Genomic DNA, 20488 nt, shown 5'->3' with positions numbered 1-20488 from the left:
ACGACGTTGCTCGCATCCTTTTCCAGCCATTGCAAGAGATCAGCTTCCGGGCGGCGGTGTGAGGACGATGCGGGCCTCGAAGCCATCTGGCTGACCTGGGGCCGGCGACAGCAGGTCCAGTCGGCCGCCCATCTGTGTGACGATCTTGTCGGCAATCGCGAGGCCGAGGCCTGAGCCGGCGGCGCTTGTTTCCCCGCGACGGAACCGTCGCTTGAGGCCGGCAAGCTCTTCGGCCGCGACGACATGGCCGCCGTTCACGACGCTGACGGCATCTCCGGTGACTGAGATGGTGACGACCCCATCGTGCGGTCCGTGGACGAGTGCGTTCTCGATCAGGTTGCGGACGACGATGGCAAAGGCGTCGATGTCGACGCAGCGCGCAAGGGTAACCCCGGCAGCATAGTCCCGCGTGACGCGACCGGCGGTGCGGCTGTCCCGGTCGTAGTCGCCGACGACAGCGTCAACGATGCGCGTCAGATCCAGCGGCTTGTCGGATGCGCCGATCCCGGCTTCGGCACGCGCCAGCTGCAGAAGCTTTTCTGCAAGGCGTCCGAGATTGGCGAGCGCTGTCTCGATGCGTCCGGCCCTGACGGTCAGGGGACCCTCGGGCAGTTCGGCGATCAGCCGTTGTGTCTGCGCCAGGGCACCGGCGATCGGCGTGCGCAGCTCGTGGGCGCTGTTGGCTGTAAATTCCCGTTCGGCCTCCAGTGCCGACCGCAGCCTTCCGAGCAGCAGGTTGACGGAACGGGCAATCGGCCGCAGTTCGCGGGGGAGTGTATCGCCTTCTACCGCTGCCATATTGCCGCTGTCCTTGGTGGCAATCTCGTCGCGCAGCCGGTCGATGGGCGCCAGCGAGCGGCTGACGATGAACTGGATCAGCAGTATGCTCGTCGGTATCAGCAGCAGCAGCGGCCAGAGCAGCGCCACGGTGCCTTCGCGCAGGGCCTCGCGACGGTTTCGGAAGGCATCGGCTACATGCAGGAACAAGGTGCCGTTGAGCGCCGATTCTGTGTAGATCTTGTGCTTCGGCGTGTCGTGAAAACCGACCTTCAGGGGTACGTCATAGGGCGTGGCCGGCGCTTCCTGTGAGTGGATGATGACCTTGCCACTGGAATCGATGACCTGATAGGTGAGATATTCCTTGTTCAGGCCCTGCTGCACGGCCTGCAAAGCCTGGGGATCGGTGGCGCCGTCGCGCTGGGCGAGGTCGTCGAGCACGAGCGGCATCAGTCTTTCCGCTGTTTCCTGCAGCGTTCCGTCGAAGATTTCGGCAAATTCCCGGTTCATCACATAGGCGCCCAGGCCCACCGCGATCAGCCAGAAGAGCACGACGAGCCCTGTGAGCGTGGTGATCAGCCGACGGGTGATGCTGATGCGGCTGAGGCGGCCGAGTGTCTCCGGCATTATCGTTCTCCGAGCGAGTAGCCGACGCCGCGCGCCGTGCGGATGCGGTCCCGGCCGATCTTCTTGCGCAGTCGGCTGACATAGACCTCGACAGTGTTGCTCTCGATTTCGGAGCCGAAGGCATAGAGCGCTTCTTCCACCTGGTCCTTGGAGACCATGGCGCCTGGACGGGCTACCAGCAGGTCGAGAACGGCCCATTCGCGGCCGGTCAGCACGACGTCCTTGCCCGATACGATAAGGCGGCGCTGCGTCTGGTCGACTTCGAGGTCGCCGATCTTGAGCATCGGCTGCGGACTGCCGGAGTAACGCCGGGCAACCGCCATGATGCGGGCGGAGAGCTCGCCCAGATTGAAGGGCTTGACCAGATAGTCGTCGGCGCCGCTGTTCAAACCCTCGATCCGGTCTGAAATCTGGTCACGCGCCGTCAGGATGATGACCGGTGTTTCCTTGGCATTCTTGCGGAGTCTCTTCAGAAAATCGATGCCAGTGCCATCCGGCAATTGCAGATCGAGAAGTATGAGGCCGTAGTGAACCGAGTTCGCCGCGCTTTCGGCATCTCCTAGGTTTCTCACCCAGTCGACGGCATGGACGCTCGCGGCAATGTGGTCGCGTACAGCGCTGCCGAGGGTGTCGTCGTCTTCGACCAGGAGAATTCTCACAATTGCCTCGCAACGCTCGGGGATGTCTGTCCTAATATGGCGGGAGCTATGCGGTCAATCGGGGCTTAAATAAGCCGTGTATCAAGCTGGCGTCGGCGCCTTGCTTGCCAACGCGCATCCATGGCGTCTCTGGACAGACTGCGGCGTCGCGTTTACTTGTCTGCTGCGCAAAGTGCGGGGTCTCCCGCCACCAATGCGAATTCTGAAAGAAGTGCCTGGAGGAGGCTTTATCATGCTCAAGGGAATTTCACCTGCTCTCAATGCCGACGTGCTCCACGCGCTGGCCTCCATGGGCCATGGCGACATGCTTGTCATCGTCGATACCAACTTCCCGGCTGAGTCGGTGGCGCTCGAAACGAGCCTTGGCCATCTGCTGCGGATCGACAACGTCACCTCTCCACAGGCTGCTGCCGCCATCCTGTCGCTGATGCCGCTCGATACGTTCATCGACGACGCAGCCACCCGCATGGAAGTGGTCGGCTCCCCGGATGAACTGCCGGCTGTTCAGGTCGAGATGCAGGCAGAGATTGATCGCGCCGAAGGCAAGCACTGGCCGCTTGTGCCGGTCGAGCGTTTTGCGTTCTATGAGCGTGCGAAGAGCGCCTATTGCGTCATCCAGACAGGCGAGCGCCGGTTTTACGGCTGCTTCACCCTGACCAAGGGCGTCATTCCGCCCGACGCAGCGTAAGGTTCGCGTCGTCACAATCGTGCCTCTGGCTGCAGCGATGTTCGACCCGATGTCGGGGATGCTGCGGCCAGCGCCACAGAAGGGACAGGATGGCCAGGAAGTCGGAAACCCAGGGCAGGCTCGATGATGCGGCAAGAGCCGGGTGGTTGTACTATGTCGCCGGCCGGACCCAGGACGAGATCGCCGGGGCCATGGGGATTTCGCGGCAATCGGCACAGAGGCTTGTGTCGCTCGCGGTTGCCGAAAGGCTGATCAAGGTCCGTCTCGACCATCCGATCGCCGCCTGCCTGCAGCTGGCCGAGGATCTGCGCCGGAAATTCAGCCTCTCCCATGTCGAGGTGGTGCCGAGCGATCCCGGATCGACGTCGACGACTGTCGGCATCGCGGAGGCCGCCGCCGCCGAGATCGAACGCTGGCTCAAGCGACCGGAGCCCATCGTGCTTGCCATCGGCACCGGGCGTACGCTGAAGGCTGCCGTCGATCAGTTGCCCTCCATTGATTGCACGCAGCATCGGATCGTTTCACTCACCGGCAACATCGGTCCGGACGGTTCTGCTGCCTATTACAACGTCATCTTCAGCATGGCGGACGCGATCAAGGCCCGTCACTATCCCATGCCGTTGCCGGTTCTTGTATCGGCTGCTTCTGAGCGTGAGTTGTTGCACGCGCAGGCGCTGGTGCGCTCGACGCTCGATATCAGCGCCGTTGCCGATGTGACCTTTGTCGGGATCGGCGAGATGGGCGTCGACGCGCCACTCTGCGTCGACGGCTTTCTCGGCCGGGAAGAAATGGTCGGGCTTGTCGCCAAAGGCGCAACCGGGGAAATCTGCGGCTGGATCTTCGACGGGGCGGGCAAATTGCTCGAAAACGCCGTCAACGAGCGTGTCGCCAGCGCGCCGATACCCAGCCGCGAAACATCGACCGTGATCGGAATTGCCAAGGGGCAACGCAAACTTGAGGCTATCAGAGCGGCGCTGACAGGCCGGTTGATCAACGGCCTGATTACGGATGAGGCGACTGCCGCATTCTTGATCGACGACTGAAACAAATTTAACCCATTTTCTTCAACGACTTATTTTTTCGTTCGGCGTCGCAGCAACGATTAAGCATTGACAACTTGTCGCATGTTATGAGTAATTGCCCTCGAGCTAAGCGAATGCTCATATTTTCTCTTCTGGGAGGAAGATTATGAAATTGAAGACTCTACTCCTGAGCGCCTGCTCAGTGATGATGCTTGCCGGAATGGCGTCTGCAGAGACGCTAACCATTGCTACCGTCAACAACGGCGACATGGTCCGCATGCAGAAACTTACCGATGATTTCAAGACCAAGAACCCGGGCATCGACCTGCAGTGGGTGACGCTCGAAGAAAACATCCTCCGCCAGAAGGTCACGACCGACATTGCCACCAAAGGCGGTCAGTACGACGTTCTGACGATCGGTACCTATGAAGTTCCGATCTGGGCCAAGCAAGGCTGGCTGCAGCCGCTCGACAATCTCGGCGCGAGCTATGATGTGAATGACCTTCTTCCGGCCATCCGCAGCGGCCTGACCACGGATGGAAAGCTCTATGCTGCGCCATTCTACGGCGAAAGCTCGATGGTCATGTATCGCAAGGACCTTTTCGACAAGGCCGGCCTGAAGATGCCTGATGCCCCGACCTGGGACTTCATCGCAGACGCAGCCAAGAAGATCACCGACAAGAAGGACGAAGTCTACGGCATCTGCCTTCGCGGCAAGGCCGGCTGGGGCGAGAACATGGCTTTCCTGACAGCCATGTCCAACTCCTTCGGCGCACGCTGGTTCGACGAAAAGTGGACTGCACAGTTCGATCAGCCTGAGTGGAAGAAGACACTCGACTTCTACGTGAAGATGCTGAAGGAAGACGGACCTCCAGGTGCTTCTTCGAATGGCTTCAACGAAAACCTCGCCCTGTTCCAGACCGGCAAATGCGGTATGTGGATCGACGCCACGGTTGCTGCTTCCTTCGTTTCCGATCCGAAGCAGTCCAAGGTTGCCGACAAGGTCGGTTTCGCACTTGCTCCTGACAACGGTCTCGGCAAGCGCGGCAACTGGCTCTGGGCCTGGAATCTCGCCATCCCGGCCGGTTCCAAGAAGATTGAAGCTGCCGAGAAGTTCGTCGCCTGGGCAACCAGCAAGGAATACACCAACCTTGTTGCTCAGAAAGACGGCTGGCTGAACGCACCTCCCGGTACCCGCGCTTCGCTCTATGCGAACGCCGACTACCAGAAGGCTGCTCCTTTCGCCAAGATGACGCTGGACAGCATCAACTCCGCCGATCCGACGAAGCCGACTGTCAAGCCGGTTCCCTATGTCGGCGTTCAGTTCGTCGCTATTCCTGAATTCCAGGGTATCGGCACTGCAGTTGGCCAGCAGTTCTCTGCAGCGCTTGCCGGCCAGGTCACTGTTGACCAGGCTCTCAAGAGTGCCCAGGCACTGACGACCCGCGAGATGAAGAAGGCCGGTTATCCCAAGTAAGATATCGGCTGGGCTAGGGAGCGGGGGCGCCTTGCGCGCCTCCCTCCTGTTCGCCGGCGATCGCCCCAAGCGTGACTTGGTGGCCTTTTAAAAATTCCGCTGTTGCGGCCACTCTCCCCGCTTCAAGACAAGATTGGTCCTTTCCATGGCGACCTTACAGACCCGTTCCGCTGCCCGCCTGATGATGGCGCCCTCCGTGATCCTGCTGTTCGCGTGGATGATCGTGCCGCTGGCAATGACGATCTATTTCTCGACGCTGAACTACAATCTGCTGATGCCGGGCGATCATCCATTCATCGGCTTTAGCAATTACGCGTACTTCCTCACCGATCCGGCCTTCCTACAGGCGCTGATGAACACGCTGCTGCTGGTTGGCGGCGCGCTGCTCATCACCATTGTCGGCGGTATTGCCTTCGCGCTGCTGCTGGACCAGCCGATGTTCGGCCAGGGGATCGTCCGCATCCTCGTCATCGCGCCGTTCTTCGTCATGCCGACCGTCGCGGCGTTGATCTGGAAGAACATGTTCATGAACCCGGTGAACGGCCTATTTGCCTATGCAGCAAAGGCCATCGGGCTACAGCCTTACGACTTTCTGGCCAACGCCCCCCTGGCCTCGGTGATCGTCATCGTCGCCTGGCAGTGGCTGCCTTTTGCGACGCTCATCATGCTGACAGCACTCCAGTCGCTCGACGAAGAGCAGAAGGAAGCCGCCGAGATGGACGGTGCCGGCGTGATATCGAAATTCATCTACATCATCCTGCCGCACATGGCGCGCGCCATCACTGTGGTCATCCTGATCGAGACGATCTTCATGCTGTCGGTGTTTGCCGAAATCCTGGTCACCACCAATGGCGGGCCAGGCACGGACAGCACGAACCTGACCTATCTCGTCTATTCGCAGGCGCTGCTGCAATTCGACATCGGTGGTGCATCGGCGGGCGGTATCGTTGCCGTCGTGCTTGCCAACATCGTCGCTATCTTCCTCGTCCGCATCGTCGGCAAGAATCTGGAGGCTTGAGATGGCTCGCAGCGTTTCCACCCGCCACAAGGTCATCGTCTCGGTCGTCGCCTGGGCGCTCGGGCTGCTGATCTTCTTCCCGATCCTCTGGACCTTCCTCACCAGCTTCAAGTCGGAAGGCGATGCCGTTGCCTCGCCACCGCTGTTCCTGTTCTTCCACTGGACGACCGAGAACTATGTCGAGGTGCAGTCGCGCTCGGACTATTTCCTGCACTTCTCGAACTCGGTCATCATCGCCGTCGGGTCGACCATCATCGGGCTGATCATCGCGGTTCCTGCCGCCTGGGCAATGGCTTTTTCGCCGACCAAGCGGACCAAGGACATCCTGATGTGGATGCTCTCCACCAAGATGATGCCGCCGGTCGGCGCCCTCATTCCGATCTATCTTCTCTTCCAGGCCACCGGCCTGCTCGACAGCCGCATTGGTCTCGTCGGCGTGCTGACGCTCATCAACCTGCCGATCATCGTCTGGATGCTCTATACTTACTTCAAGGAAATTCCGGGCGAGATCCTAGAAGCAGCCCGCATGGACGGCGCCTCGCTGATGAAGGAAATCATCTACGTGCTGACGCCGATGGCAATACCGGGCATCGCCTCGACATTGCTGCTGAACGTCATCCTCGCCTGGAACGAGGCGTTCTGGACGCTCAATCTCACCGCTTCCAAGGCGGCGCCGCTGACGGCCTTCATTGCCTCCTACTCGAGCCCCGAAGGTCTGTTCTATGCAAAACTTTCGGCCGCCTCGACCATGGCGATTGCGCCGATCCTGATCCTCGGCTGGTTCAGCCAAAAGCAACTCGTTCGCGGCCTGACTTTTGGCGCGGTCAAATAAGATATCTGGGAGAGAGACATGGGCAGCATTACCCTTCAGAAGGTTTCGAAGGTCTTTGGCGAAGCCAAGGTCATCCCCTCCATCGACCTTGAAATCAAGGACGGCGAGTTCGTCGTTTTCGTCGGGCCGTCCGGTTGCGGAAAATCGACGCTGTTGCGGCTGATCGCCGGGCTGGAAGATGTGTCCGGCGGCAAGATCATCATCGACGGCAAGGACGGCACGAGCCTCGGACCCTCCGAGCGCGGGCTTGCCATGGTGTTCCAGTCCTATGCGCTCTATCCGCATATGAGCGTGCGCAGCAATATCGCCTTCCCGCTCAAGATGGCCGGCATGTCGAAGGACGAGATCGACCGCAAGGTGAGCGAAGCCGCTCGCGTGCTGAACCTCACCGATTATCTCGACCGCAAACCGCGCATGCTGTCCGGCGGCCAGCGCCAACGCGTCGCCATCGGCCGTGCCATCGTGCGCCAGCCATCGGCCTTCCTCTTCGACGAGCCGCTTTCAAACCTCGATGCATCGTTGCGCGTCAACATGCGTCTCGAGATCAGCGAATTGCACCAGCAGCTGAAGACCACCATGGTCTACGTGACCCACGACCAGGTCGAAGCCATGACCATGGCAGACAAGATCGTCGTTCTCAACCGCGGCAACATCGAGCAGGTCGGCTCGCCGATGGAGCTCTACAAGAACCCGGCAAACCTCTTCGTCGCCGGCTTCATCGGTTCGCCGAGGATGAATTTCGTCACCGGCGTCTATGCGGAACCATTTGGCGCGCCGACGGTTGGCGTTCGGCCCGAGCATATCGTGCTGTCGACCGAAAGCGGCGTTTGGCAGGGCAAGGTCACCGTTGCCGAGCATCTCGGCTCCGATACGTTCCTGCACGTCGATGTCGAAGGCATCGGCCACATCACGGCGCGTGGTACCGGCGAATTCCCGGTCAAGGCAGGCGAGATCGTCTACATGACCCCGGACCGCACCCGCATCCACAAGTTCGACGACAAGGGCCTGGCCATCGCCTCCTAGGCTGGCCACGCCGCACCCGCGAGGAGCGATGACGCATGTCCCGGCGAGTGAGCCGGGAAGCGCAGTGGCCGACGGGCGCAACGACAATATGGACCATCAGGACCTTTCGGAAGGACTTTCGACAATGACCAAACTCTCGCTGGCAACCCTGAAAGCCATTTCGGAGACGGCCGCCATCCCGGCCTACGACCGATCTCAGCTGTCGGCCGGTATCGTCCATTTCGGCGTCGGCAATTTCCACCGTGCCCATCAGGCGGTCTATCTGGACGACCTGTTCACTGCGGGCCATGATCATGACTGGGCAATCGTCGGTGCGGGCATGTTGCCGTCCGACGCCAGCATGCGTGAAAAGCTTGCGGCGCAGGATTTTCTGACGACCGTTGTCGAGCAGGACAACAACTCGACGTCGGCGCGCGTCACAGGTCCGATGATCGACATCCTGCCAGTCGGCGATTCCGCGGCGATCATTGCAAAGCTCGCCGACCCGGCCATCCGTATCGTGTCCATGACCATTACCGAGGGCGGCTATTTCATCGATGCCTCGGGCAAGTTCAATCCGGCCCACCCGGCCATCATCGCCGACGGCCAGAATCCTGGCGAACCGAAGACGGTCTTCGGCCTGATCGTTGCCGGGCTGAAGGCGCGCAAGGACAAGGGCCTCGTCCCGTTCACCGTCATGTCCTGCGACAACATTCCGCACAATGGCGTGGTGGCGACCAACGCCGTCGTTGGCACTGCGCGGCTTTCGGACCCTGACCTTGCCGACTGGATCAAGGCCAACGTTGCCTTCCCGAACGCCATGGTCGACCGCATCACGCCGGCGACCGGGCAGCGCGAGATCGACCTGCTGAAAGATGTTTTCAGCATCGAGGACAATTGGCCGGTCTATTGCGAAGAGTTCAAACAATGGGTGCTCGAGGACAAGTTCACGGCCGGCCGCCCGGCGCTCGAAAAGGTCGGCGTCACCTTCGTGCCCGATGTCACGCCCTACGAGCACATGAAGATCCGCATCCTCAATGGCGGCCACGCAGCGATCGCCTATCCGGCGGCACTGATGGACATCCATTTCGTCCATGATTCGATGGAAGATCCACTGATCCGGGCTTTTCTCGCCAAGCTCGAGAACGAAGAAATCATTCCCATCATCCCGCCTGTGCCAAACACCGACTTGAAGGACTATTTCGCGCTGATCGAGCACCGGCTCCTGAACCCGAAGATTGCCGATACCATTCCGCGCCTCGCGCAGGACGGCTCCAATCGCCAGCCGAAATTCATCCTGCCATCGACGCTCGATAATCTGGCGCAGGGCAGGGACATCGTCGGCTTGTCGCTGGTCTCCGCTCTGTGGTGCCGTTATTTCGCCGGCACGACGGACAGCGGCAAGGAAATCGTCTTCAACGATGCCAGTTCGGATCGACTGCATGCAGCAGCACTGAAGGCGAAGACAGATCCGGCGGCTTTCCTCGTTTTCGACGACATTTTCGGCGAGGTCGCCAAGTCCCAGCTTTTCCGAAAGCGTTTTGCGCATGCACTGAAGACGCTGTGGGAAAAGGGTACGCGCGAAACGCTGCAGCTTTACCTCGACAACAATCTGGCTGATTAAACATCGGCCGGCGTCCCGAGAGGCGCCGGCATCCCTGTGGATGAAGGTGGACCGGCAATGATTGACGCGGAAAACGGGCTTGTCATCTTCGACTGCGATGGCGTTCTCGTCGACAGCGAACCGCTCTCCATCGCCGTTGTCGTCCAGGCGATGCGGGACAGCGGTATCGAAATCGATGCTGAAGGTGCATACCAGCGCTTTCTCGGCAAAAGCCTTGCAACCCTGATCGACACATTGGATACGGAATTTAACGTTCAGGCCGACCAGGCTTTTCTCGATCGTATCCGCGAAGACCTCTATGCCCGGTTTCGCAGCGAACTGCAGCCGATTGCCGGCATCGGCGAAACCCTCGACAGTCTCGACATCAGGCGCTGCGTGGCCTCGTCCAGCCAGCTGGAGCGGATCAAGCTGTCGCTCGGCCTGACGGGCCTTCTCGATCGGCTTGAGCCGCATATTTTCAGCGCCAGCATGGTCAAGCGCGGAAAGCCGGCGCCGGACCTGTTTCTCTATGCGGCGAAGCAGATGGGCGTCCCACCGGAAAACTGCATCGTCGTCGAGGATAGTCCTGCGGGCATCGTCGCTGCACGGGCCGCTGGGATGACGGTCTTTGCCTTCACCGGCGGAGCGCATGCCACCTCGGCCCACTACCGTGCCGAACTGGACCGGCTTGCACCAGAAGTGGTGTTTGACGCGATGCCGGATTTGATACACCTTGTCCAAAAACACAGGACGGACGGGACCGGGACTTAATGCGTAATCATGTGATTGCGGTCGATATCGGCACGAGCAGCGCGCGCGCCGGCGTGTTCGATTCGCATGGGCGGATGTTGGGCAAGGGCGAGCATCCGATCCTCATGAACCGGCCGCAGGAAAATCACGCGGAACATAGCTCGGAGGATATCTGGTCGGCAGTCTGTGCCGCCGTCCGGGCTGCACGCTCTGCCTCCGGCGTGGCGGCAGAAGCGATTGCCGGCATCGGCTTCGATGCCACCTGCTCGCTGGTGGTGCGCGACCGCGATGGCCAGCCGCTGACGGTATCGACCGGAGGCGAGGCGCGCTTCGACACCATCGTCTGGCTCGACCACCGGGCGCTGGCGGAAGCGGACCTCTGCACCGCAACGCAGCACCGGGTCATTGCCCATTCCGGCCATGTAATGTCGCCGGAAATGCAGATACCGAAGCTGATGTGGCTGAAGAAGAACCTGCCGGAGAGCTGGGCCCGGAGCGCCTACTTCTTCGATCTGGCGGATTTCATGACCTACAAGGCGACCGGATCGCTGGCTCGCTCGCGTTGCACGTTGACGGCGAAATGGAACTACCTGGCGCATCGCAGCCCCGGTTGGCAGCACGACTTTCTCGACCAGATCGGTCTCTCCGACCTCCTCGAGCGTGGACACCTGCCGGAGGACACGGCGCCGGTCGGCTCGAGCATTGGCATGTTGAGCGCGGAGGCGGCGGAAGCGCTCGGGCTCGACAGGAGTTGCCATGTCTCCGCCGGGGTCATCGATGCCTATGCGGGCGCATTGGGGGCGCTTGCCGGCCATGTCGGCAAGCCGGGGGAACTGCAGCGACAACTCGCGCTGATCGCGGGAACGTCGAGCTGCGTCGTCGCCTTTTCCCGCGAAATGCCGGCCAGCACCGGAATGTGGGGCCCATATTTCGACGTCGTCTATCCCGACTGGTGGCTGGTCGAGGCAGGCCAGTCGGCAACCGGCGGGCTGCTGGACCATATCGTCCGGATGCACGCTGCCGGTGGCGCGCCGACCGCTGCCCTGCATGCCGAGATCGTTGCTCGGATTGCGGAGTTGCGCGATAAGGAAGGTGCCGCTTTCGGTGCCCGCATTCACGTGCTGCCTGATTTCCACGGCAACCGGTCGCCGCTTGCCGACCCGCATGCGGTCGGGGTCATCAGCGGCCTGACGCTCGACACATCGTTCGACGGATTATGCCGGCTCTACTGGCGCACGAGCCTCGGGATTGCCCTCGGTATTCGCCATATCCTCGACAAGATGCGGGAACACGGGCACGTTCCGGACACCCTGCATGTTGCTGGTGGGCATGTGAAGAATGCCGTGCTGATGGAACTCTACGCAGACGTCACCGGCTGCACCGTGATCGTGCCGAAAATGAACGAAGCCGTGCTGCTCGGCACCGCCATTGCGGCATCGGTCGCCTGTGGCATGCACCAGACACTGGCGACGGCCGGAGCGGCGATGTATCCGGGCGGCAACGAGCGCGTGCCCGATGCCAGCAGGAAGGCCGGCTATGACCGGGAGTACAGACGGTTCCTGGCGATGATCCGCCATAGGGCCGAACTCGACATGCTGGATTAGAGCATTTCAGCATCTCATGGGCTGCTGAAATGTTCTATCACTTTGTTTTCGTTCACTTCCAGACGCGGTCGATACGCAGCCTCGCTGTAACCGCTCCACCCGCCTCTTGGATTACCGCATCGGTGCTTCGGCAAACATGTTCTCGAGTTCTGCCAGCCGCCGTGCGCGGACTTCTGCGTCCTGGCCGGCCGCGTGGATGACGGCTGTTGCCAGGAACTCCAGTAGTGCGGACATCGCAGTCAGATTATCGCGTGGCCCGACCCGGGGCGGCGGGACGGACAGCGTGGTGTTGGCGAATTCGTGGGCCCAGTCGGTGTACTGGCTGGTGACCAGCAGGACCTTCAGGCCGGAGCGACGGGCGGAGCGGGCCAGCAGTCGCGATTTCGCGAAGCGGTGCGAGTCGATGATGATGAGCAGCGAATTCGTCGTGGATGGTGCCAGAAGCTCCATGTAGGTGGCATTGCCGTTGCCGGCCATCCGCACGTTGTCGCGGGCAAAGCTGAGGCGATCGCAAAAATACTGGCCGATAGGGCAGGTCAGATGGCACGCGACAAACACGTCGCTTGCACCGAGGATGGAAGAGACCGCGTCGGCCCATTGCGGCTGGGAGGAGAGATTGTAGACATGGTGCAGCATGTCCAGTTGCTCTGCCATCAACGCTGCCAGCGGCAGGCCTGCGGCGGCATCCTGGTGGAGCTGCTCGACGGTCGTCGGGTTCTTCTGCAGCGCGGTCGGCGGAACCGTTTCGCGCAGGTGAACCTTGAAGCCATCCAGCCCCTGGTAGCCGAGCGCACGCAGGAAGCGGCCGACGGTCATCGGGCTGAGTTCCAGCCTGTCGGCAACGGACGATGCAGTCTCGTATGGCAGTTCGCTCATATGGTCTGAAAAGTACCGCGCAATCCGTCGTTCGGCGGGCGTGCCGGATTTGATATATTGTTTTAGCTTCTGGCTGAGGTCGTCCATTCTGCCTCGCAATGTTATTGCGCCATCACTGTCCAAACAAAACAATCTGTGCGCGTCAATGCCTAATTTTCAGGTTCGTCAAAAGTAAGGTTTGTCTCGTGTAATATCATTCATTTTATATTAGTGCAGCCTTTATTACAATGTTGGCGTTGCTTGTACACACCGAGTTCTTGTCGGAGTGCCTGGCCTCCCTTACATAGATCAAAAGCCTTTTACGCGAGAATGTCATCCATGATCATAGAATCTGCACGCCTGGCGGTTGCCAATCTGCTGGCACCGGACATGCGCCGGCTGGTCTGGAAAGTACTCGGCCTCTCCATCGCCGTCCTGATCTGCTTCTGGCTGGCTTTGCAGGCGGTTGTCGCCACCTACGGGGTGTCTTTACTGCACTACTTTTTCTCAGGACTGCCTGCCTGGGTCGACTGGCTGGCCGTGGCGCTGGCGGCAGTCGTGGGCCTTGGCGCGGCCTTCCTGCTGGCGCCGGTGACGGGGCTGGTCGCCGGGCTGTTCCTGGATGACGTTGCTGCCGTCGTCGAACGCCAGGACTATCCGCTCGATGTCCCCGGCAAAGCGATGCCCTTCGGCCCTGCCATGGTCAGTTCGATCAAGTTCCTCGGCGTGCTCATCGTCGGCAACGGCATAGCGCTTATTCTGCTGATCGTGCCGGGCGTCAATCTCGTCGCCTTCTTCCTGGTTAACGGCTACTTACTCGGCCGCGAGTTTTTCGAATTTGCCGCCAGCCGCTTTCGCTCACCGCAGCAGGCCCGGAATTTCCGAAAGAAGAACGCATCCACGGTTTTCCTGGCCGGGCTGGTGATTGCCGCGTTTCTGGCCATCCCGTTCGTCAACCTGCTGACGCCGCTGTTTGCCGGCGCCATGATCGTGCATCTGCACAAGCGGCTGACCCTCCGCGATCCCTCATTCTCCGACGAATTGCGGCGGTAGGGGGACCAGCGGTGCCGGGATGTCGCAGCTTTTTTCCGGCGCGCGACAGAGGTCGGCAATGATGCAATGTTCGCATTCCGGCCGCCGGGCCTTGCAGACGTAGCGCCCGTGCAGGATCAGCCAGTGATGGGCGTGGTAGAGATAGTGGTCCGGAATGACCTTCATCAGCCGCTGCTCGACCTCGTCCGGCGTCTTGCCGGGTGCGAGCCGGATGCGGTTGCCGATACGGAAGATATGCGTGTCGACGGCCATCGTGGAATGGCCGAAGGCCATGGATAGCAAGACATTGGCGGTCTTGCGGCCGACGCCCGGCAGTGTCACCAGCTCTTCGCGGGTCTGCGGCACCTCGCCGCCGAAATCGCTGATCAGCTTTGCCGAAAGGGCTACGACGTTTTTCGCCTTGTTACGATAGAGGCCGATCGTGCGGATATACTCCCGGATACGATCCTCGCCGAGGTCGAGCATCTTCTGTGGCGTATCGGCGACGGCAAACAGGGCGCGCGTCGCCTTGTTGACACCGACATCTGTCGCCTGCGCTGACAAGGCCACAGCAACGAGCAGCGTGAAGGGATTGACGTGCTCCAGTTCGCCCTTTGGCTCAGGCCGCTGGATCGAGAAGCGGCGGAAGATCTCGTCGACTTCCGACTTTGGGTAGATGCTGCGGAACGAGGGCTTGCGGCGTGCTGTCGCAAGGGCCTTTTTCGGGGCCGGAAGGCCGGATTTGATCTTGGGATTTGCCATCAAAGACCTATAATCGCGGACAATGACCGATGGCAACGGCGGGGCGCCGGAAGAAAAGCTGGTTTTTTCTGCGGAGCTTTTTCCGCATCGCTCGCTCGGCCGCAAGGGTTTCAAGGTCATGCTCGCAATGGCCGGCTTTCTCAGCCTCTTCTATGGTGGCCTGTTCGTTGCCAGCGGCGCTTGGCCGATCGGCTTTTTCCTCGGTGCGGATTTCCTGCTTCTCTATGGCGCCTTCTGGCTGAACTATCGGGCGGGTCGTGTCCGCGAGGAGGTCAGGGTGTCCCGCACCGATGTCTCCATCCGCAAGGTGCTGGCCTCCGGCCGTTCCGTCGAGCATCGTTTCAACCCGTTCTGGCTGCGCTTCCTCGTCCGGCGGGAACCCGGCATCGGTATCCGTTCCATGCATGTGTCGGGCGAGGGGCGGCGGGCGGATGTGGGGTCGTTTCTCAACCCGGAGGATCGCGAAAGCTTTGCCAAGGCATTCCGGGCAGCACTTGCGACAGTGAAGCGGCGAATTTAGCGTCGGCGCAAGAAACGGGTGGCGAGACGGGTGGCGAACCATCATCATGGCCGCAAGGAGACCGATGATGAACATGGCGCCGCTGCTTACGAAAGACATTACCCCGGAAGGATCCGACTACGAGGTCGTGCGCAGCGTCATCGAACTGATCACCGAGGACTACCGCGACCAGCCATCCCTGGAAGATCTCTCCGCGCGGCTGGGGCAGTCGCCGACACAGTTGCAGAAGACATTCACCCGCTGGGCCGGGCTGTCGCCCAAGGCCTTCCTGCAGGCGGTGACGCTGGATCACGCCAAGCGGCTGCTGAGGCAGGAGGCACTGCCTTTGCTGGAAGCGTCGATCGAGGTCGGACTTTCCGGCCCGAGCCGGCTGCACGACCTGTTCGTCACCCACGAGGCGATGTCGCCGGGGGAATGGAAGGCGAAGGGCGGTGGTCTGACCATCCGCTACGGCTTCCATGCCAGCCCGTTCGGCATGGCGCTGGTCATGGTCACCGATCGAGGTCTGGCCGGCCTGGCATTCAGCGATACCGGCAGCGAGGCCGCCTGTCTCGAAGACATGACCTGCCGCTGGCCGAACGCCGGGTATGTCGAGGATAGTCAGGCAACGGCGCCCTTTGCCAGGCGTATTTTCGAGCCGGGCCAGTGGTCTGCGGACCAGCCGCTGCGTGTCGTATTGATCGGGTCCGATTTTCAGGTGCGCGTCTGGGAAAGTCTTTTGAAAATTCCCTTCGGCAAGGCAATGACCTACTCGGACATCGCCCGGGATATCGGCCAGCCGACAGCGATGCGGGCAGTCGGTGGGGCAATCGGCCGAAATCCGATTTCGTTCGTCGTTCCCTGCCATCGCGCGCTGGGCAAGGGCGGGGCGCTGACCGGTTACCATTGGGGGCTGACGCGCAAACGTGCGATGCTCGGCTGGGAAGCCGGCAAGGCCTGAGGTCAGGCGGCAACCGGCTCCATGCGGCCGAGCAGCTCTCGCGCTGCACTTTCGTCGGTGATGAGCGTGTTGCAGCCGATACGCCTGATCGTGGCATGGATGGCCGTCGCCCGGTGCGCGCCGCCGCAGGCGAGAACGATGTGCTTTGCTTTCTTCAGGGTATCGAGATCGACGGACATCACCCGGCTGTTAATGGTGTGGTCGACGGAGTTTCCGTCGGCATCGAGGAAATTGAACATGGTGTCGCAGACGCAGCCGGCAGCGATGAGCTCATCGAGTTCGGCCGTGGATATGAAGCCTTCCGAGAGCGATGTGGAGTGCGGGCCGATATCGCCGCAGCTGACGATGGCCAGATCTAGGTTTTCCGCCAGCCGGTAGATAGCTTCGAGGCCGCATTTTTCGATCAAGTTTCTCTTCGTCTCGATCGAGTCGACCAGCAGCGGTGCTAGAAACATGTAGCATTCGGCGCCGAGCTGGCTTGCCAGTCGCCACGTATAGTCGATCGGATTGGTCTGCTGGACGGCAACGATGCCGCCGAGCAGCGAGACCACCTTGCAATTGTCGCGGCGTGGTGGGCGGAAACTGCCGAGCGATGCCGTCATCGTCCGGCCCCAGCCGACACCGATGGTATAATCGTCGGGGATGGCTTCGGTCAGGAACTGTCCGAGCGCCAGGCCGACGCACTTTGCCTGGGCATCGACGCCGCCGCCTGCGGGCGTCGGCACGACAATCGCTTCGTCCAGCCCGAAAGCACGTTCCAGCTTGATGGACAGCTCGACGCAATCGTCGATGCCGTCGTTGATCCAGATCTGCACCTCGCTGCGCCGTCGCGCCTCGTCGAGCAGGCGGATGACGGTGGTGCGGCTGATGCCGAGCTGCTCGGCTACGTCCTTCTGCGTCAGGCTCTGGTTGTAGTACAGCCAGGCAGCCCTCAGGCGCAGCGATGCCGTTTCCGAATAGGCGATGTGGGTTCCACGTCTGAGCTTGGCCATATGTCCTCCGGCAACAAGGCCGCCGAGAATTTGCCGCCACGATGACATTGGCGGACGTCGCGTGCATGTTGTTCGCCGCTACCCCGGCTTTTCAGGGTTGATATTGGGCGGCGTGAGACTTATGTCAATTGAAATGCACAAATGTCCTTGACTTTTCATTGGTGGAGCGGTGATATCCACCTTGGAAAACCGAGTCTCTTGTCCAGCGAGGAGGGCAATCTGCGGGCAGCTGTTATGATTGCGTGCTGGAGCGGCGATGCCGGGAACATAGTTCCGCGCTTGCACCGCATGGCTCCCCCGGCATATCCTAAAGCCCGCGCCATACATCTGCGGAACCCTTGCGTCCGCCGGAACATCGTCACTGCCCTCTCGTTTACTTGCGTCCGGGAGGGCCTGCCAACCTTACCGTTCGCCACGCAAGACGGCGCCGGCCCTCAGTTCGAAATCAACAAGGATATTCATCATGACTTCCAAGCTTGACCAACTTCGCGAAATGACGACCGTCGTCGCCGATACTGGCGACATCGAGGCCGTCGCGCGCCTGAAGCCAGTGGATTGCACGACAAACCCATCGATCGTCCTGAAGGCACTCGGCACGCCGATGTTTGCCGACGATATCAAGGAAGCCGTTGCCTGGGGCAAGAAGCAGTCGGGTTCTTCCGAGGCCGTTGCAGAAGCTGTTGCCGACCGCTTGGCGGTTTCCGTCGGCGCCGCGCTGTCGAAGCTGGTACCCGGCCGCGTTTCTACCGAAGTCAACGCCGACCTTTCGTTCGACACCAAGGCCTCGATCGAGAAGGCGCATGCCATCGTTGCCGGCTATAAGGAACGCGGTATCGAGAAGGATCGTATCCTGATCAAGCTGGCGTCCACATGGGAAGGCATCCGGGCTGCCGAAGTCCTGCAGAAGGAAGGCATCGACTGCAATCTGACGCTGCTGTTCAGCATGGCCCAGGCTGCTGCCTGCGCCGATGCGAAGGTGTTCCTGATCTCGCCGTTCGTCGGCCGTATTCTCGACTGGTACAAGAAGTCGACCGGCAAGGACTACACCTCGGAAGAAGATCCAGGCGTCATCTCGGTTCGTGAAATCTACAACTACTACAAGGCCAACGACATCAACACGATCGTCATGGGCGCTTCGTTCCGCAGCGCCGAGGAAGTGGCGGCACTTGCCGGCTGCGACCGCCTGACGATCAGCCCGAACCTGCTCGACGAACTCGCAAAGGACGAAGGCAAGCTCGAGCGCAAGCTCTCGCCGGATGTCAAGAAGGCAACGCCGAAGTTAAACGTCGATGAAAAGACTTTCCGCTGGATGATGAACGAAGACGCCATGGCCACTGAAAAGCTTGCCGAAGGCATTCGCCAGTTCGGCAAGGATCTGGTGACACTGCGTGAAATGGTCTCCAAGGAACTGAAGGCCGCTTAAGCGTCACGACTGAACTATGATCTCGAAGGCCTGGTCGCAGCACGCAGCCAGGCCTGTTTCTTTGCGGTCGGTTCACAGGTTCCAGAGCCGTTGGGCATTCTGCCGATAGAGCCGTGCCCGCTCGCTTTCGCTGCAGCCGGCGATGAGGGCGTGGGTTGCAGCCACCCAGGTCGATAGCCCGCCGCCGAGGGTGCAGACTGGCCAGTCGCTTCCCCAGATGACACGATCCCATCCGAAGCTTGCGATCGAGTGCTCGATGAATGGCCTCAAAGTCTCCACCGTCCAGCTTTGTGGATCGGCGTAGGCAACGACGCCGGAAATCTTCACGCTGACATTCTGACGGCGTGCGATTTCCCGAATGCCGTTTTGCCAGACCTCGCTCGGGCCGTCCTTAATGGCCGGAACTCCACAATGATCGAGGATGAAGCGGACCTCGGTGTTGAGGTCGATGAGGGCGATCGCATGCTCGATCTGATGCGGCAGGACGCAGAGGTCGAAGGTCAGCCTAGTCCCCGCCATGAGGCTGAGGTTTTCGCGAAAGAGCGGGAGGGTGGACAGTTCGTCGGGGACGACATGCAGGACGCGGCGCAGGCCTTTGACGAAAGGATCTGCGAGCACGCGCTCGAGGTAGCCCGGAAAGTCCGCATCCTCCGGGCGGCAAGCTGCAATCGCGCCGCGGATGAGACTGTCCGACCGAGCGCCGAGCTCGCGCACATACTCTGTTTCCGGCTCAATGTCGGATGGATCGACGTCGACCTCCATGTGCAGGACGCCGGTGATGCCGCACCGTTTTGCTTCGAGGGCATAATCGTCGTAGAGACTGTCACGGTTGAGCGCGCCTGAGCCGGCGAGCCAGGGGTAGTTCAGCCTTGTCCGGTCGACGATATGAAGATGGCTATCGAACAGCATGGTTTCCTCCGGATATGCCGTCAGGCTTTTCACGGAAGAATAGGGTATTCATATAAGAGTTATCAACCTGCGTCGTCCACCATTCCGGCAACCGTCTCGGAAATCTCCGCTGCTGCGGCGCGTACAAACGCTTTGACTTGGTCGAAGCTGGGTGCCTTGTCGCTTACCGGCTGGATATAGGGACAGGTAAGAGCGGCCAGCGCGTTACCATCTCGCGCCAATATGGGCGCGGAAATGTTGCGGACGCCTGTCGTCTGCAGGCTGTCCATGGTCTCGAAGCCGCGCTCCCTGATGACCTGCAGCCGCCCGATGAGATCGCCGGGCATGGCGACATCATCGTCGCGGCGCTGCTGCTCGTCGATCATCATCTGTCGCTGCTTTTCGTCGCGGAAAGCGAGCAGCACATGGCCGGAACCGGTGTTGAACAAGCTGATCTGGGCGCCGACCCGGATCGAGATCCCCCAATAGGTCGGCGAATCCTGCTGGGCGATAATGGCGACGGAACCGCGATCAAAGACCGCCAGATGGCAGGCCTGTTCGGCGCGGTTGGCAAATTCGCGCATCAGCGGCGTCGAGAACGACACAAGCCGGCGCACGGGCGCATGAAAATGTGCCAGCCCGAACAGCTTCAGCGTCAGTAAAAAGCGGTCGCCTTCCTGTCGCTGGACATAGCCGCGCCGCACGAGCCGGTCGAGCATCCGGTAGAATTCGTTGGGGCTCTTGCCGAGATGCTTGGCGATCTCCGCCTGTGTCAGGCCGCCGTCGATGCGCGCCAGAAGCTCCAGAATATCGAGACCCTTGTCGAGCGCCGGGGCTCTGTACCGGTCACCTTCCTCGTCAGCGCTGGCCATCTCGTCCCTGTCACTACAATTTTGACTGAAAACTTTCATATATGAATGGAGGACGTTTGCAAGCGATGCGCTGCTACCTTGACGCTGGACAATGTGGCGTTTACAGATAAATCAAGCATGCATATGTGGATATTATCGCTGTTGA

Annotated in this window: 20 protein-coding genes; 13 read left to right on the top strand and 7 right to left on the bottom strand. The window is 60.8% G+C overall.

Annotated features, from left to right (window positions below; genetic code table 11):
- Positions 1–39: 39 nt before the first annotated feature.
- Positions 40–1404 carry a HAMP domain-containing sensor histidine kinase gene (locus tag J5289_RS16880; RefSeq protein WP_209184981.1) on the bottom strand — a complete coding sequence of 455 codons (1365 nt, stop codon included), beginning with the start codon at positions 1402–1404 and terminating at the stop codon, positions 40–42.
- Positions 1404–2063 (bottom strand): response regulator, encoded by a 660-nt coding sequence (locus tag J5289_RS16875; protein ID WP_209184980.1) that lies wholly within the window; start codon positions 2061–2063, stop codon positions 1404–1406. Before J5289_RS16875 ends, J5289_RS16880 begins: the two co-directional genes overlap by 1 nt.
- Before the next feature lie 232 nt (positions 2064–2295).
- On the opposite strand from J5289_RS16875, the gene J5289_RS16870 reads away from it, so the two are divergent.
- The 9 genes from J5289_RS16870 to J5289_RS16830 all read left to right on the top strand — a co-directional run bounded on the left by J5289_RS16870 (position 2296) and on the right by J5289_RS16830 (position 12059).
- The gene (locus tag J5289_RS16870; protein WP_142830366.1) at positions 2296–2751 is read left to right on the top strand and encodes an RbsD/FucU family protein; all 456 of its coding nucleotides are present in this window, start codon (positions 2296–2298) and stop codon (positions 2749–2751) included.
- Positions 2752–2840: 89 nt separating this feature from the next.
- Positions 2841–3794, top strand: coding sequence for a sugar-binding transcriptional regulator (locus tag J5289_RS16865; protein ID WP_209187584.1), 954 nt, complete (start codon positions 2841–2843; stop codon positions 3792–3794).
- A 145-nt stretch (positions 3795–3939) separates the two neighbouring features.
- Positions 3940–5250 (top strand): sugar ABC transporter substrate-binding protein, encoded by a 1311-nt coding sequence (locus tag J5289_RS16860; protein WP_142830370.1) that lies wholly within the window; start codon positions 3940–3942, stop codon positions 5248–5250.
- A gap of 145 nt (positions 5251–5395) precedes the next feature.
- Positions 5396–6268, top strand: coding sequence for a carbohydrate ABC transporter permease (locus J5289_RS16855; protein ID WP_209184978.1), 873 nt, complete (start codon positions 5396–5398; stop codon positions 6266–6268).
- A 1-nt stretch (position 6269) separates the two neighbouring features.
- Positions 6270–7100, top strand: a complete 831-nt coding sequence (locus tag J5289_RS16850) for a carbohydrate ABC transporter permease (RefSeq protein ID WP_142830374.1) — start codon at positions 6270–6272, stop codon at positions 7098–7100.
- Between the two features lie 18 nt (positions 7101–7118).
- Positions 7119–8123, top strand: coding sequence for an ABC transporter ATP-binding protein (locus tag J5289_RS16845; protein WP_142830375.1), 1005 nt, complete (start codon positions 7119–7121; stop codon positions 8121–8123).
- A 124-nt stretch (positions 8124–8247) separates the two neighbouring features.
- Positions 8248–9726, top strand: a complete 1479-nt coding sequence (locus J5289_RS16840; RefSeq protein ID WP_209184977.1) for a mannitol dehydrogenase family protein — start codon at positions 8248–8250, stop codon at positions 9724–9726.
- 57 nt (positions 9727–9783) lie between these two features.
- Positions 9784–10476, top strand: a complete 693-nt coding sequence (locus J5289_RS16835) for an HAD family hydrolase (RefSeq protein WP_209184976.1) — start codon at positions 9784–9786, stop codon at positions 10474–10476.
- Positions 10476–12059, top strand: a complete 1584-nt coding sequence (locus tag J5289_RS16830; RefSeq protein ID WP_209184975.1) for an FGGY-family carbohydrate kinase — start codon at positions 10476–10478, stop codon at positions 12057–12059. Before J5289_RS16835 ends, J5289_RS16830 begins: the two co-directional genes overlap by 1 nt.
- Before the next feature lie 111 nt (positions 12060–12170).
- Here J5289_RS16830 and J5289_RS16825 read toward each other — a convergent pair whose 3' ends face one another.
- On the bottom strand, positions 12171–13022 hold the full coding sequence (locus J5289_RS16825; protein WP_209184974.1) for a MurR/RpiR family transcriptional regulator: 852 nt from the start codon (positions 13020–13022) through the stop codon (positions 12171–12173).
- A 231-nt stretch (positions 13023–13253) separates the two neighbouring features.
- Here J5289_RS16825 and J5289_RS16820 point away from each other — a divergent pair, with 231 nt between their 5' ends.
- On the top strand, positions 13254–13967 hold the full coding sequence (locus tag J5289_RS16820; RefSeq protein WP_209206447.1) for a sulfate transporter family protein: 714 nt from the start codon (positions 13254–13256) through the stop codon (positions 13965–13967).
- Here the strand turns inward: J5289_RS16820 and nth are convergent.
- On the bottom strand, positions 13941–14708 hold the full coding sequence (gene nth, locus J5289_RS16815; RefSeq protein WP_209184972.1) for an endonuclease III: 768 nt from the start codon (positions 14706–14708) through the stop codon (positions 13941–13943). The genes J5289_RS16820 and nth overlap by 27 nt on opposite strands.
- Positions 14709–14730: 22 nt before the next feature.
- Here nth and J5289_RS16810 point away from each other — a divergent pair, with 22 nt between their 5' ends.
- Positions 14731–15228 carry a DUF2244 domain-containing protein gene (locus J5289_RS16810; RefSeq protein WP_209184971.1) on the top strand — a complete coding sequence of 166 codons (498 nt, stop codon included), beginning with the start codon at positions 14731–14733 and terminating at the stop codon, positions 15226–15228.
- Between the two features lie 67 nt (positions 15229–15295).
- Positions 15296–16168: a bifunctional helix-turn-helix domain-containing protein/methylated-DNA--[protein]-cysteine S-methyltransferase gene (locus J5289_RS16805; RefSeq protein WP_209184970.1), complete on the top strand. Its 873-nt coding sequence runs from the start codon at positions 15296–15298 to the stop codon at positions 16166–16168.
- Between the two features lie 2 nt (positions 16169–16170).
- Here J5289_RS16805 and J5289_RS16800 read toward each other — a convergent pair whose 3' ends face one another.
- Entirely contained in the window at positions 16171–17160 is a 990-nt protein-coding gene (locus J5289_RS16800) for a sugar-binding transcriptional regulator (RefSeq protein WP_209184969.1), read from the bottom strand.
- Positions 17161–17623: 463 nt separating this feature from the next.
- Between J5289_RS16800 and tal the strand changes: the two genes are divergently transcribed.
- A complete protein-coding gene (gene tal, locus J5289_RS16795) occupies positions 17624–18583 on the top strand; it encodes a transaldolase (protein ID WP_142830392.1) in 960 nt (319 codons plus the stop codon).
- 72 nt (positions 18584–18655) lie between these two features.
- On the opposite strand, the gene J5289_RS16790 is transcribed toward tal, so the two are convergent.
- Positions 18656–19492: an amidohydrolase gene (locus J5289_RS16790; RefSeq protein ID WP_209184968.1), complete on the bottom strand. Its 837-nt coding sequence runs from the start codon at positions 19490–19492 to the stop codon at positions 18656–18658.
- A 62-nt stretch (positions 19493–19554) separates the two neighbouring features.
- Positions 19555–20343 (bottom strand): IclR family transcriptional regulator, encoded by a 789-nt coding sequence (locus J5289_RS16785; protein WP_209184967.1) that lies wholly within the window; start codon positions 20341–20343, stop codon positions 19555–19557.
- Positions 20344–20488 lie beyond the last annotated feature (145 nt).

The sequence above is a fragment of the Rhizobium sp. B230/85 genome (assembly GCF_019355735.1).
In the GTDB taxonomy this organism is placed as follows: Bacteria; Pseudomonadota; Alphaproteobacteria; order Rhizobiales; family Rhizobiaceae; genus Rhizobium; species Rhizobium rhododendri.
The sequence above is the reverse complement of the archived record's forward strand: the minus strand, read 5'-3'. Positions and strand labels throughout refer to the sequence as shown.

Coding starts and splice junctions, on each gene's coding strand:
- J5289_RS16880 (WP_209184981.1), bottom strand. CDS start 1,404: ATGCCGGAGACACTCGGCCGCCTCAGCCGCATCAGCATCACCCGTCGG.
- J5289_RS16870 (WP_142830366.1), top strand. CDS start 2,296: ATGCTCAAGGGAATTTCACCTGCTCTCAATGCCGACGTGCTCCACGCG.
- J5289_RS16865 (WP_209187584.1), top strand. CDS start 2,841: ATGGCCAGGAAGTCGGAAACCCAGGGCAGGCTCGATGATGCGGCAAGA.
- J5289_RS16860 (WP_142830370.1), top strand. CDS start 3,940: ATGAAATTGAAGACTCTACTCCTGAGCGCCTGCTCAGTGATGATGCTT.
- J5289_RS16855 (WP_209184978.1), top strand. CDS start 5,396: ATGGCGACCTTACAGACCCGTTCCGCTGCCCGCCTGATGATGGCGCCC.
- J5289_RS16850 (WP_142830374.1), top strand. CDS start 6,270: ATGGCTCGCAGCGTTTCCACCCGCCACAAGGTCATCGTCTCGGTCGTC.
- J5289_RS16845 (WP_142830375.1), top strand. CDS start 7,119: ATGGGCAGCATTACCCTTCAGAAGGTTTCGAAGGTCTTTGGCGAAGCC.
- J5289_RS16840 (WP_209184977.1), top strand. CDS start 8,248: ATGACCAAACTCTCGCTGGCAACCCTGAAAGCCATTTCGGAGACGGCC.
- J5289_RS16835 (WP_209184976.1), top strand. CDS start 9,784: ATGATTGACGCGGAAAACGGGCTTGTCATCTTCGACTGCGATGGCGTT.
- J5289_RS16830 (WP_209184975.1), top strand. CDS start 10,476: ATGCGTAATCATGTGATTGCGGTCGATATCGGCACGAGCAGCGCGCGC.
- J5289_RS16825 (WP_209184974.1), bottom strand. CDS start 13,022: ATGGACGACCTCAGCCAGAAGCTAAAACAATATATCAAATCCGGCACG.
- J5289_RS16820 (WP_209206447.1), top strand. CDS start 13,254: ATGATCATAGAATCTGCACGCCTGGCGGTTGCCAATCTGCTGGCACCG.
- nth (WP_209184972.1), bottom strand. CDS start 14,708: ATGGCAAATCCCAAGATCAAATCCGGCCTTCCGGCCCCGAAAAAGGCC.
- J5289_RS16810 (WP_209184971.1), top strand. CDS start 14,731: ATGACCGATGGCAACGGCGGGGCGCCGGAAGAAAAGCTGGTTTTTTCT.
- J5289_RS16805 (WP_209184970.1), top strand. CDS start 15,296: ATGAACATGGCGCCGCTGCTTACGAAAGACATTACCCCGGAAGGATCC.
- J5289_RS16800 (WP_209184969.1), bottom strand. CDS start 17,160: ATGGCCAAGCTCAGACGTGGAACCCACATCGCCTATTCGGAAACGGCA.
- tal (WP_142830392.1), top strand. CDS start 17,624: ATGACTTCCAAGCTTGACCAACTTCGCGAAATGACGACCGTCGTCGCC.
- J5289_RS16790 (WP_209184968.1), bottom strand. CDS start 19,492: ATGCTGTTCGATAGCCATCTTCATATCGTCGACCGGACAAGGCTGAAC.
- J5289_RS16785 (WP_209184967.1), bottom strand. CDS start 20,343: ATGGCCAGCGCTGACGAGGAAGGTGACCGGTACAGAGCCCCGGCGCTC.